Here is a 12,791-nt window from a genome sequence, read left to right as displayed (position 1 = left end):
CCAGGGCGTCTGGTCCAACGTACCAAGCAGCCTTACGCGTGCAGCATCTTCCCCAGCGAGTCCAGCACCGCCTCCCCAATCGCCTCCGAGAGCGTCGGGTGCGCGTGCACCGCCAGGTCGATCTCTTCCACCGTGAACTCGTTCTCGCGCGCCACCACCAGCTCGTGAATCATTTCCGTCGCGTGCGCACCAACGATGTGCGCGCCGAGGATTTCGCCGTACTTGGCACCGCGAATGATCTTCACGAAACCGTCGGTCTCGCCGCTCGTGCGGGCGCGGCCGTTCGCGCTGAAGGGGAACTTACCGACCTTGTAGTCGAGCTTCTGCTCCTTGCACGCCTGCTCGGTCAGGCCGATGCTGGCCACTTCCGGATGGCAGTACGTGCAGCTGGGGATGTTCTTGTAGTTCACCAGATGCGCGTGCTGCCCGCCCAGGAGATCGGCGAGGACATGGCCTTCGCGTGAGCCCTTGTGGGCGAGCATCTGGTTGCCGGCCACGTCACCGATGGCGTAGTAGCCCGGGACGCTCGTCTCGAACTTCTCGTTGATCTTCACGAAGCCGCGCTCGGTCTTGGCGATGCCCACCGCCTCGAGGCCGATCTTCTCGACGTTCGGTGCGCGTCCGGCGGCGACCAGCACCTTCTCCACCTCGAGCTGTTGCGTCTGTCCGCCCGCTTCCACGGTCATCGAGGCGCCGGTCTTGGTGACCTTCACATTCGAGATCTTGGCGCCGGTGAGTACGTCGATCTTCCGCTTCTTGAACGCCTTCGCCAGTTCGGCGCTGCAGTCGGCGTCTTCGATCGGGAGGATGTTGGGCAGCACCTCGATGAGCGAGACCATCGTGCCGAATGAGCTGAACACATCGGCAAACTCGCAGCCCACCGCGCCGGCACCGATCACCGCCATGCTGGCGGGCGCCTTCTCGGCCACGAGGACATCATCGCTCGAGAGCACGACGTTCTTGTCGAGCTCGAGCCCGATCTGCGGTAGCCCCTTCACGCGCGAACCGGTGGCAATCACCACGGCCTTCTTGGCCTCGTGCGTTTCCTTCTTGCCGTCGGCGCCGGTGACCGTGACCTTCTTGCCCTTCTCGATCGTACCTTCGCCCTTGATGTGCGTGACCTTGTGCTTCTTGAGCAGGAACTCGACGCCCTTCGAGTTCTGGGCGCTCACCGAGCGCGACCGCTTCATGGCGGGGCCGAAATCGAGGGTGATGCCATCGATGGTGATGCCGTGCTCGCTCGCCTTGGCGAGCTTCTGCGCGAGCCCCGCGCTTTCCAGCAGGGACTTGGCGGGGATGCACCCCCAGAGCACACAGGTGCCGCCCAGCGCTTCGCGCTCGATGACGGCGGTCTGCAGCCCCAGCTGGGCACAGCGAATGGCACACACGTAACCGGCGGGACCACCGCCGAGGACGATGACGTCGAAAGCAGCCATGGATCGGGATTGGTTGGTGGAAGCGGAAATCTAACCGCTGTACCAACCAACCCCCATCCGTGGGAGTGCCTTCGGGGCGCTTACTGGCGCCCCTTCACCACGCTGCGTACGCCGTCGGAGAAGACGACGTCCACGCGGCGGCCGCCGGTGTTCACGGTCGCGCCCTGACGGCGCACATAGCCCATGATCTGTCCGGTGACCGCGTCCCGCACCATGGCCATGCCATAGTTCGGGTTGCTCCACGACACCCGCACCTTGGCGGGGCCGTCGGCCACCAGCGACTCGCCCGGTTCGACGTCGGCGGCGCGGAGCTGCACCCCCGCCTCACGGGCCGCGGACGGCGAGGGGAAGGTGGCGCGGCGGGCCACCGACCGGAGCGGTGAGCGCTGATCGGCTACGCGAATCTGCTCGAGGCGATCGGCCACGGCCGCCGAGTAGGGGACGACGACGGCGAACTGCCGCTCCTCACGCCCTTCCACGTGGTCCACCAGCGATGCCTCGATCGGCAGCTGCAGCAGGGTTGAGCCCGCGGCATCGAGCAGGTCCAGGCGATGCGTGGGGCGCGTGGCGGCCGGGGTGATCGGCGCGGTGACGCGGAAGGCCGGCTCGAGCTGAATGGCGCCATTCACGACCCGTCCCCACACCAGCAGACCATCCTGCGGGCCTGTGGCCGTGCCGGCCTGCAGCGCGCCCGCCTGCAGCCCACTGGTCGCGCGGTAGTTGAGCACCGCCGTCCAGTTGTAGTCGCTCACCCAGTTGTTGCTGCAGTAGCTCATGACGTCGGTCGCATTGGGCGACACGAGCGTGTTCGTGGTCGGGTTCCAGCCCCAGAAATTGATGATGGCCCCGGCGTACGGATAGTTGGGGTCACCCGTGGTGCCACACGGTGCGTGCTGGCGCGAAAAGTTGTGCCCCCACTCGTGCGCGGCCACGCCATCACCACTCGGGAGATAGTCCCACCCCATGGCGGCACGACCGGGCACGTAGCCGTAGCCGGCCACACCGCTCGTGTAGTTCACCTTCACGACGCCGTAGTAGTGCATCGTGGACGGCGCGCCGTCGGTGCTGCGCAGTGTGTTCATTTCGCTGAGCACCGTGAGCCACTGGCCGTTGCCGTCGTTCGACTGCAGATCGGTCGCGCTCGACGTGAACGGCGCGCGCACGTCCGACACGATATTCTGCAGCGGCCAGATGCGCCGGCTGGTTGTGAGGAACTGGTCCTTGTTCCCGGCGCTCACGTTGCCCGTGAGACTCCCCACCGTGACGGGCACGAAGCGCACGGTGAAGGTCGGGGCCGTCACGACGGTGATCGTCTTGGGCGTGCCGGTGCTCGGCCAGATGTTGTCGTTCCGATCGGCATCTGCAACGAGCTGACTCGGATCGAGATCCACGAGGACGCGTAGCGTGGTCTTCACGTTGGCCGCCGGCACGAGGTAGTTCCACGTGGAGGTCAGCGTGCCTTCGTCCACCGCCTGGCGTACGCTCGATTCGGGAGCGTTGAGCGTGGTGGTGGTGACCAGCGTCGCGCCGTCGTAGATGCGTACGCGCACCTGCGGCTGCGCGGTGTTCGCGCCGTTCGCGACCACAAAGACGCGGAGCAGCGCGTCGCGATTGGCCACCAGCGACACCGTACCGTCGGGCTTCTGGATGGCCTGCGTGAGATAGACGTTGTTGATCGTGTAGTTCACGCCGCCACCACCCTGCGCCGCATAGGCTACCGTGGCCCCGGCCGCGACCGCCGACGTCGTCACCGTGACCGTCTGCGACGTGGGCGACGGCGCATAGGTGGTCCCGGTGACCGTCACATTGGACGCCGCCACCGTGTAGGTGCCCGGCACGAGGCCGGTGATGGTGGTCGTCGCCGTGAAGTTCTGCGAGTACGCGCTCGGTCCGGTGATCGTCACGGCGCCGCTCGCGCCACCCGGGAGCCCGGTGACCGCCAGCGCAATGGAGCCGGTGGTCTGCGCATACGTGACGGTGGCCGTTGCCGCCGTCGCGGACGCCGTGACGGTCACCGTCTGCGATGACGGCGTCGGCGCGAAGGTGTTGCCGGCGTTCGTAATCGACGCCGCGGCGATCGTGTACGTGCCCGGCGTGAGCGTGGTCAGTGTCGTCGTGGCGGTCACGGCGCGGCTGAACGCATTGGGGCCGGTCACCGTCAGGTTGCCGGTGCTGCCGCCGGGTACGCCACTCACCGTGATCGTGAGCGAGCCGGTGGTGATGCTATACGCGACCGAGGCATTGGTCGTCGCGCCACCATTGATCGTGACCGTCTGCGACGTGACCCCCGGCGCGTAGACGTTCCCGGAGAGCGTCACATTGCTCGCGGTGATCGTATACGTGCCCGCCGACAGATTGGACAACGTGGTCGTGGCCGTGACCGCCTGGCTGTAGCTGTTGGGGCCCGTCACCGTGATCGCCGCCGACGCACTCGGCAAGCCGCTCACCGTGAGCGCGAGCGACCCGGGGTTCTGCGCATAGGTGACGGTCGCGGGCGCCGCGACGGCGGACGTCGTGACGGTCACCGTCTGCGAGGCGGGCGCTGCCGACCACACGTTGCCGGTGATGGTCACGTTCGACGCGGCCACCGTGTACGTCCCCGGCGCGAGACCGGTGAGCGTGGTGGTGGCGGTGAAGCTCTGCGAGTACGCACCGGGGCCGGTGATCGTGACGGCCCCGCTCGCGCCGCCGGGGAGCCCCGTGATGGCCAGCGCGAGCGACCCGGTGGTCTGCGCATAGGTCACGGTGGCCGTCGCCGCCGTGACGGACGCGCTGACGGTCACCGTCTGAGACGGCACCGTGGCGGCGAAGGTATTTCCGGCGTTCGTGATCGACGCGGCGCTCACGGTGTAGGTGCCGGGCGTCAGCGTGGTCAGCGTGGTCGTGGCCGTGACGCTGCGCGAGAAGCCCGCGGGGCCCGTCACCGTGATGTTGCCGGTGCTGCCACCGGGCACGCCGTTCACGGTGATCGCGAGCGACCCGGTGGTGATGCTGTAGGTCACGCTCGCCGTGGCGGTGGCACCGCCACTGACGGTGACCGTTTGCGTCGTCAGGTTCGGCGCGTACACGTTGCTCGACAGCGTGACGCTGGCGGCGGTGATCGTGTATGTGCCCGCCGAGAGATTCGTGAGGGTCGTACTGGCCGTCACGGCCTGACTGAAGCTGTTCGGCCCGGTAACGGTGATGGCCGCGGACGCACTCGGCAGACCGCTGACCGTGAGCGCGAGCCCGCCGGGGTTCTGCGCGTACGCGACCGTCGCCGGCGCGGCCACCGCGGTGGCCGTGACCGACACCGTCTGCGAGGCCGGCGTGGGCGACCACACGTTCCCGGTGATCGTGACGTTGGCGGCGCTCACCGTGTAGGTGCCCGGCGCGAGTCCGGTCAGCGTGGTGGTGCTCGTCAGCGTGCGCGTGAAGGCGCCGGGGCCGGTGACGGTGACGCTGCCGCTCGCGCCACCGGGCAGCCCCGTGATCGCGAGCGCGAGCATGCCCGTCGTTTGCGTGTAGGTCACGCTGGCCGCCACCGGCGTGCCCGACGACGTGATCGACACCGTCTGCGAGGCCGGGGCCGCGGTGAAGGTGTTGCCACCGCTGGTGACGCTGGCCGCGCTCACGGTATAGGTGCCCGGGAGCAGCGCCGAGAGCGTCGTGGAGCCCGTGACGGTCTGCGTGAACCCGTTCGGACCGGTGACCGTGACGTTCGCACTGCCGGCGGCGATGCCGTTCACGGTGAGCGCGAGTGCGCCCGTGCCCAACGTGTACGACACCGTGGCCGGTGCGGCCACGAGCGACTTGCTCACCGACACCGTTTGGGAGACCGGCGCCGGATTCCAGGCATTGCCGTTGATGGTCACACTCGCCGCGGTCACGGTATAGGTGCCCGGCGGAAGATTCGTGAGCGTGGTCGTGCTCGTGACCACATTGCGGTAGTTGCGCGGGCCAGTCACCGTGACCGCGCCGTTGGCGCCGGTCGGGAGACCGCTCACCACGAGGGCGATGGAGCCGGTGGAGACGGCGTACTGGACGGGCAGCGCGAGGCGTTCACCGGCGGCGACCGTCTGGTCGTAGCTGGTCGGCGTCGGCGAATAGGTCGCGCCGCCGGCCTCAACGTCAGAGGCGATCAAGCGCCAGCGACCGATCGCCGCCTGATTGATGCTCGTGGAGGCCGTGAGCGGGATCGTATTGCCGCCCGGGTTCGTGAGCGCGATCGCCGCGGCCACGCCATCGGGGAGCCCCGAGACGGCCACGTCCACCACCGTGCTGGCGAGCGCATAGGTCACGCTGGCGGCGGCGGTCCCGCCCACCGTGATCGTGAGGGGCTGCGAGGCGGGTGTGGGCGCAAAGCGATCAGCGCCGCTCGTGATGGCGGCGGCGGTGAGGGTGTAGCTCCCGGCCGCGAGCGAGTCGAGGGTCGTGGTGCTGCTGATGGCGCGCGATCCGCTGGGGCCCGTCAGCGTGAGCGCCGCCGTGGCCCCATTGGGGACGCCATTCACCGTCAGCGCGAGACGGCCGGCCTGCGCGACATAGGTGAGGTTGGCCGGCGTGGCGACGAGCGAGAGCGCCACGTCGAGCAGCAGGGTGTCGGCCGAGGGCGCGAAGGTGAGCCCCGCGTGCGCGAACGGGCGCGCGGCGAGCTTGTAGCGCCCGGCGGCGAGCCCGGTGATCGTCGTGGTCCCGGTGACGGGGCGGGTGGTGTTATCGGGGGCGATCAGGGTGGCGTCGGCGTTCACGCCCGTCGGCAACCCGCCGATCGCGACGGCGATGGCGCCGCTGCCGATGCCGTAGCGGACCGCCACGCGGGCGGTGTCGCCCAGGGAAACCGTGGTATCCAGGGCGGTGGGCGTGGCGATGAAGCGCGTGCCGCCGCTGAGCACATCCTGCGCCGCCAGCTGCCAGCGATCGGGCGTAGCGTCGGCGCCATCCTGCGCCGGCGCTGAGAGGACGGCGGACTGCGTGACCGCCGTGGCGGTCCCGCGCGGCGGCGTGACCGAGACGGCCGCCGCGGCGCCACCGGGGAGGCCCGACACCGTCAGCGCGAGCACCGACGGCTGCGGCTTGTAGGCGATGGTCACCGTGGCCGCGCCGGCGGCGGTGACCGTCACGGCCTGCGTGGACGGCGTGGCGGCAAAGAGGCCATTCGCGGCGCGAACCGGGCGCACCGTGATCGTGTAGCGCCCGGGCGGGACATCGGTCCAGCCAATGCTCCCGGTGGCCGTGCGCGAGAAGGCGGCCGCGTTGGCGCCCACCACCGACACGTCGGCGGAGGTCCCCGCGGGCAGCCCCGTGATCGTGAGCCCCAGCAGTCCCGGCGTGACCGGCGCCGGATTGATGGGCGGCTCGGTCGTCGATGAGGTCGGCGCGTCAGCCGTGCCCCCGCAGGCGGCGAGCGCCATGCCGGTGAGCACCAACCAGCCTGTGCGCGTCATCGCGCTCCAGCGGGGCCGCCGAGCCATCACGAATCTGGAAATTGCGGGGGGTACAAAACGCATGCGGAGTGGCCGGTTGGGGTCCACTCCGCAGACGATCCGATCATGATGTCGGACACACCGAATTGATAATCTATGCCACCACGATGTGACGGCTATCACCCGTCTGAAAACGTTCGACGTTTTCTCTGGTTGAGGCCGCTCTTTCCGAGGGCTAGAAGAGCATCATCATGGGGGCTTCGAGCAGCTGCCGCAGCGTCTGCAGGAACTTCGCGCCCACGGCGCCATCGATGACGCGATGGTCGCAGCTCAGCGTGACGCGCATCCGCTGCCGCGGCACGAACTGCCCGTTCTCCCACACCGGCTTGGTCTCGGTCGCGCCCACGGCGAGGATCGCGGCCTCGGGCGGGTTGATGATCGCGGTGAACTGATCGATCCCGAACATGCCGAGGTTGGACACGGAGAACGTGCCGCCGGTGAACTCGGCGGGCTGGAGCTTCCGTTCGCGCGCCCGCTTGGCGAGCTCCTTCGCTTCCTTGCCGATCGCGCCAAGCCCCTTCGTGTGCGCATTGCGGATGACCGGCACGATGAGGCCATCATCGGTCGCCACGGCCATGCCGACATGCGCCGCACTGAAGTAGCGGATGTGATCGTTGAGCCAGTGCGCGTTCACTTCCGGATGACGCGTGAGCGCGATCGCGACGGCTTTGATGATGATGTCGTTGACCGACACCTTGAACTGATCGCCCGCGGCCACCATCTGCTCACGCAGCTTGGCCACGTTCGTCATGTCGATTTCCGACGTGAGGTAGAACGTGGGAATCGGGCCGATGGATTCGGAGAGACGGCGGGCGATCGTCTTCCGCATCTGGGTCAGTGGCACATCCTTCCACTCACCGTCAAAGGTCATCGCTGTCGCCACTGACGAGGGCGCGGAGGCGATGGAGGGCGCGGCTGACGCCGCGCTCATGACATTCGCGGAGGCGCTGGCGCCTGACGGCGCGGCGCTGGACGCGGAGGCGGCTTCCACGTCGCGTCGGATAACACGCCCGTTCGGTCCGCTGCCGGGGATGCGCGTGATGTCCACGCCCTTCTCGGCGGCCATGCGGCGGGCCAACGGCGACGACTTGGTCGAGCCGCTTGGCGCAGATGCCTCCGCGGCCGGCGGCGCGCCGGCGCCCGCCGTCTCCGCGAGAGCGACAGGCGCGGCGTCCGCCGCGCTCACCTTCACCTCCGCGCTCTCGCGCTGCGCCGCCGCGCTACCGCCGGTGAACGCCGAGATATCCTCGTCGGCCGCCGCCACCACACCGATGACCTGCCCGATCGGTGCCGTCGTGCCTTCCTCGACAAGCCGCGCGCGCAGAATGCCATCGCCGCGCGCCACGAGCTCCATGATCGCCTTGTCCGTCTCCACTTCCGCCAGCGTATCGCCGCTCTTCACCGCGTCGCCGACGTTCTTCACCCACTTCACCAGGCGCCCTTCCTCCATCGTGGGCGAGAGCGCCTCCATCATCACCTTGGTCGCCATGCGTCGCTCACTCAGTCGAGGTAGAGAACCTGTTTGATCGCCGCGATCGTCTTGGCGACATCGGGCTTGGCTGCCTTCTCGAGGCTCTTCGTATACGGCATCGGCGCTTCGGCCTGATGCACGCGCAGGATCGGCGCGTCGAGATCGTCAAAGCAGTGGCGCTGCACGTAGTCCACCACCTGCGCGCCCACGCCGCACACTTCCCACCCTTCTTCCACCACGACCGCACGGTTCGTCTTGCGTACCGAGGCGGTGATCGCCTCCACATCCATCGGGCGGATGGTGCGGAGGTCCACCACGTCGCAGCGAATGCCTTCCTTCGCGAGCTGATCGGCCGCCTGCATCGCCACCAGCACCATCTTGCCGTGGGTGATGATCGAGGCGTGGTCACCTTCGCGCTTGAGGTCGGCCTTGCCGAGGGGAATGATGTACTCCTCGTCGGGCACTTCGCCCTTCGTGTTGTACAGCATTTCGCCTTCGAGGAAGCACACCGGGTTGTCATCGCGAATGGCGGCCTTGAGCAGCCCCTTGGCGTCGTAGGGCGTGCCCGGTGCCACGACCTTGAGGCCGGGGATGTGGGCGAGCCACGACTCGAACGCCTGCGAGTGCTGCGCCGCGAGCTGCAGGGCGGCGCCATTCGGACCGCGGAAGACCATCGGCATGGGGAACTGGCCGCCGGACATATACAGCATCTTGGCCGCGACGTTCACGACCTGGTCGATCGCGAGCAGCGCGAAGTTCCACGTCATGAACTCGATGACCGGGCGCAGCCCGGACATCGCGGCGCCCACGCCCACGCCGGCAAATCCGAGCTCGGTGATGGGTGTATCGACCACGCGCATCTCGCCGAACTCCTGCAACAGCCCCTTCGACACCTTGTACGCGCCCTGATAGACCGCGACTTCCTCACCCATCAGGAAGACGCGATCGTCGCGGTGCATCTCTTCGCGGAGCGCCTGATTGAGGGCGTCACGGTAGGTAATGAGTGCCATGATCGCCTCAGCTCGTGGTTTCGACGAGAATGTCTTCCATGAGCGCCTCGAGGGGCAGCTCCGGGCTCGCTTCGGCGAAGTCGATGCTGTCCTGCACGAGCTGCTTGATGGCCTCGTCCATAGCCGTGACTTCGTCGGCGGTGATCTCCCCCGCCGCTTCCATGCGCTGGCGGTGCAGCACGATGGGGTCGCGCTTGAGGTACTGCTCGAGCTCTTCCTTGGTGCGATAGGTGCCGCTCACCGCGTCGGACATCGAGTGGCCCATGAAGCGATAGGTGCGCACCTCGAGGAGCGTCGGCATGCTCTCCTTGCGCGCGCGCTCGATGGCCGCCTCGGCGGCCTTGCGCACTTCGAGCACGTCCTGTCCGTCGACCACCTCACGGGGCATGTCGTAGGAGGCGCCGCGCTTGTAGATGTCGTGAATGGACGACGCGCGTTCGAGCGCCGTGCCCATGCCGTAGCGATTGTTCTCGATGATGAAGACGCATGGCAGCTTCCAGAGCGCCGCCATGTTGAGCGCCTCGTGGAAGGCGCCGGTGTTCACCACCGATTCGCCCATGAAGCAGGCGATCACCTGGTCGCCGCCGCGGTAGCGAATGGCGAAGCCCACGCCCGCAGCAATCGGCACGTGGCCGCCCACGATGCCGTGGCCGCCCAGGAAGCCGAGCTGCTTGTCGAACATGTGCATCGAGCCGCCCTTGCCCTTGGCGCAGCCATCCTGCCGCCCGAAGAGTTCGGCCATCACCGCGCGCGGCGTCATCCCCCGCGCGAGTGCCTGCCCGTGGTCCCGGTAGGTCGTGATGATGTAGTCGTCGGACCGGAGCAGCGAGATGATGCCCGTGGAGACCGCTTCCTGCCCGATGTAGAGATGGCAGAAGCCGCCGATGCGGCCGATGGCGTACATCTCGGCGCACCGTTCCTCGAAGCGCCGCTGGAGCAGCATCGAGTGCAGCAGTTCACGGTTCAGCGCGGCGCCGAGTGGCGCGGCGCCAGTCGGCGCACTGGCGCTCTCCGTTTTGACGGACACCTGCGTGTCCGATTTCTTCTTGGGAGGCATGGACAAAACGTTGGGGAGTGTCTTGGGTCAGCCGGTGGCGGTGCGGGGCACCGCCGCCGACCGGTCACGCGAGCGAGGCGGCCTGCACCTGCTCCCAGGCGTGATAACTGGAGCGAACCAGCGGTCCGCTTTCGACGTGGCGGAAGCCGATCGCCATCCCGATCTCGTACAGCGACCGGAACTCCTCGGGCGTGACGTACCGATCGAGGGCGATGTGCGAGTCGCTCGGCCGCAGGTACTGCCCGAGCGTGAGGATGTCGACGTCGACGGACCGGAGATCCTTCATGACCTCCACGACTTCCTCGTTGGTCTCGCCGAGGCCCAGAATGATGCCGGTCTTGGTGGGGATGTCCGGCGCAAGGCGCTTGGCGATACGGAAGATTTCGAGCAGCCGCTCATAGCGGCCACCGGGACGCGCCTTCTTGTACAGGCGGGGGACCGTCTCGGTGTTGTGGTTGTAGATGTCCGGTCGCGCCTCGAGCACGGCGCGGATGGAGTCTTCGTTGCCCTGAAAGTCGGGGACGAGCACTTCCACACTGCACCCCGGCAGGCGCTGCTTGATCTGCCGGATGGTCTCGGCAAAGATGTAGGCGCCAAAGTCGGGGAGATCGTCGCGGTCGACCGAGGTGATGACGGCGTGGCGCAGGTTCATCTCGGCGATGGCCTGGGCGACGCGGCTGGGCTCCTCGATGTCGTATTCCGGCGGCCGGCCATGGGATACGGCGCAGTACGCGCAGTTCCGCGTGCAGACGCTGCCGAGGATCATGAACGTGGCGGTGCCGTGCTGCCAACACTCGCCAATATTCGGGCAGTGGGCCTCTTCACAGACGCTGTGGAGCTTGAGCTCCCGCATCATGTGCTTGAGCCGGATGTAGTTCTCACCACCGGGTGCCTTGACCTTGAGCCAGGAGGGCTTCCGCTCGGGAAGCGCCTCGCGGCGATGGCGACCCATGATCTGAACGAGCTGTAGCGCCTGCGCGTCGGCCATAAGGAACCTGATGCATCAGCAAGAGCCCGGGGTGGCCGGGACGTGGATTGGGGAAGCTATGCCGGTGCACTCGTTACCGAAACAGAAGCTAACCCCCAAACGCAAAATAGCCGGAATCGCAGGTGGGTGACGAAACTTCGGGACAGGCATTACCGTAGGGACACGCGTATCCCAATCCTTTGAGGCACCCCATGCTGCGCACCCTGTTCACCGTTGGCCTGATCGCCCTGGCTGGCCTTGTGGCCCTGAAGCTGGTCTTCGGCCTGCTCGGGCCGCTGGTCTCGCTGCTGTTCTGGCTGCTTGGCGCCGCGATCAAGGTTCTGCTGATCGGCGCGGTGGTCTACTTCGTTCTCCGGCTGGTCAGTCCGGCCACCGCCGAAAAGGTGGAGCAGCTCTGGAAGTAATCGGTCGCTCGCCCGTCGGCGTCATGCCGGCGGGTGGCCACCGCCTGATCAGACAAGACCCCACCGGTCGCCATGGCGATCGGTGGGGTCTTGGCATACGGGACTGCAGAATGAGGGTTACTCGGCGTCCGATCCGGCTGGCGAGCTGTCCCCGCCGTCCGATCCGCCTTCGGATCCGCCGTCGTCACCCCCGCCTTCGCCATCGCCGCGCCCGCGGTCACGGCGGCCCCGCGAACGGCGGGCGCCGCCACGTCGACCGCGCCGGCCCCGACGGCGGGCCCGGGCCTGACTGGCCTCATCACCGCCCTCCTCGCCGGCGTCGGTGCCGTCATCACGGTCGTCGTCACCCGTCTCATCGCCGGCGGGCGGCAACGTCACGGGCGCGCCTTCGAGGTGGCTGGCCGCGCCCTCCGCGTCGTCGGTGCCTTCCGCTCCCTCCGCCCCCTCGGCGCCTTCGGCGCCTTCGCGCCGGCGGCGGCCCCGACGGGAGCGCCGGTTGCGCCGACGGCGACGGCGGGGTTCGCCGGCCTCGCCGGTGGTCTCCTCACCGCCTTCGCTGCCCTCTTCCGACTCGTCGTCGTCGCCCTCGGCATCGGCTCCGGGCGCGTCTCCATCCGTCCGACGCGGGGCCGATGGCGCGGTGGCCCGCGGCGGCTCGATGTCCCGACTCTCGGTCGCCGGCACGTCGGCCCGCGGCGCCTCCGTGGCCGCTTCGGTGCTGGACTCCGCGGCGGCTGACCGCGACTCCAGGGCGCGCGTCAGCGGGTCCACCTTGGGCGCGGGCGGGGCGAACGGATCATCCAGCACCAGATCGGCGTCGGTCGCGAGACGCGTCTCCTGGCGGCGCGGACGGGCCGGTCGCTCCGGCCGCTCCGGGCGCGGTGTCTTGGGCGGGCGCGGCTCGGCCGGTGCCGATGCCGTGCCGGCTTCCGGACGTTCGCGGCGCGGCTTGGCCGGGCG

Annotated in this window: 8 protein-coding genes; 1 reads left to right on the top strand and 7 read right to left on the bottom strand. The window is 68.3% G+C overall.

The genetic code is table 11. From position 1 onward, the window contains the following. Positions 1–32: 32 nt before the first annotated feature. From lpdA to lipA, 6 genes are all read right to left on the bottom strand, one after another. A complete protein-coding gene (gene lpdA / locus K2R93_08570; GenBank protein ID MBY0489881.1) occupies positions 33–1,436 on the bottom strand; it encodes a dihydrolipoyl dehydrogenase in 1,404 nt (467 codons plus the stop codon). 80 nt (positions 1,437–1,516) lie between these two features. Further along, positions 1,517–6,889 (bottom strand): hypothetical protein, encoded by a 5,373-nt coding sequence (locus K2R93_08565; protein MBY0489880.1) that lies wholly within the window; start codon positions 6,887–6,889, stop codon positions 1,517–1,519. 187 nt (positions 6,890–7,076) lie between these two features. Next, positions 7,077–8,390 carry a pyruvate dehydrogenase complex dihydrolipoamide acetyltransferase gene (locus K2R93_08560; protein MBY0489879.1) on the bottom strand — a complete coding sequence of 438 codons (1,314 nt, stop codon included), beginning with the start codon at positions 8,388–8,390 and terminating at the stop codon, positions 7,077–7,079. Positions 8,391–8,401: 11 nt separating this feature from the next. Next, complete coding sequence (locus tag K2R93_08555; GenBank protein ID MBY0489878.1) at positions 8,402–9,382, bottom strand: pyruvate dehydrogenase complex E1 component subunit beta; 981 nt, start codon at positions 9,380–9,382, stop codon at positions 8,402–8,404. Positions 9,383–9,389: 7 nt separating this feature from the next. Continuing rightward, positions 9,390–10,439 (bottom strand): pyruvate dehydrogenase (acetyl-transferring) E1 component subunit alpha, encoded by a 1,050-nt coding sequence (pdhA, locus tag K2R93_08550; GenBank protein ID MBY0489877.1) that lies wholly within the window; start codon positions 10,437–10,439, stop codon positions 9,390–9,392. 64 nt (positions 10,440–10,503) lie between these two features. Then, positions 10,504–11,391 (bottom strand): lipoyl synthase, encoded by an 888-nt coding sequence (gene lipA, locus K2R93_08545; protein MBY0489876.1) that lies wholly within the window; start codon positions 11,389–11,391, stop codon positions 10,504–10,506. 227 nt (positions 11,392–11,618) lie between these two features. Between lipA and K2R93_08540 the strand changes: the two genes are divergently transcribed. Beyond that, positions 11,619–11,831, top strand: coding sequence for a hypothetical protein (locus tag K2R93_08540; GenBank protein MBY0489875.1), 213 nt, complete (start codon positions 11,619–11,621; stop codon positions 11,829–11,831). A 117-nt stretch (positions 11,832–11,948) separates the two neighbouring features. On the opposite strand, the gene K2R93_08535 is transcribed toward K2R93_08540, so the two are convergent. Beyond that, on the bottom strand, positions 11,949–12,791 hold an 843-nt coding region (locus K2R93_08535; GenBank protein ID MBY0489874.1), incomplete at its 5' end, for a hypothetical protein.

The organism is Gemmatimonadaceae bacterium, from assembly GCA_019752115.1.
Classification (GTDB): domain Bacteria; phylum Gemmatimonadota; class Gemmatimonadetes; order Gemmatimonadales; family Gemmatimonadaceae; genus Gemmatimonas.
The sequence above is the reverse complement of the archived record's forward strand: the minus strand, read 5'-3'. Positions and strand labels throughout refer to the sequence as shown.

Excerpts from the sequence above, each read along its gene's own strand:
- K2R93_08555 (MBY0489878.1), bottom strand. The coding sequence starts at position 9,382 with ATGGCACTCATTACCTACCGTGACGCCCTCAATCAGGCGCTCCGCGAA.
- K2R93_08560 (MBY0489879.1), bottom strand. The coding sequence starts at position 8,390 with ATGGCGACCAAGGTGATGATGGAGGCGCTCTCGCCCACGATGGAGGAA.
- K2R93_08540 (MBY0489875.1), top strand. The coding sequence starts at position 11,619 with ATGCTGCGCACCCTGTTCACCGTTGGCCTGATCGCCCTGGCTGGCCTT.
- lpdA (MBY0489881.1), bottom strand. The coding sequence starts at position 1,436 with ATGGCTGCTTTCGACGTCATCGTCCTCGGCGGTGGTCCCGCCGGTTAC.
- lipA (MBY0489876.1), bottom strand. The coding sequence starts at position 11,391 with ATGGGTCGCCATCGCCGCGAGGCGCTTCCCGAGCGGAAGCCCTCCTGG.
- pdhA (MBY0489877.1), bottom strand. The coding sequence starts at position 10,439 with ATGCCTCCCAAGAAGAAATCGGACACGCAGGTGTCCGTCAAAACGGAG.
- K2R93_08565 (MBY0489880.1), bottom strand. The coding sequence starts at position 6,889 with ATGGCTCGGCGGCCCCGCTGGAGCGCGATGACGCGCACAGGCTGGTTG.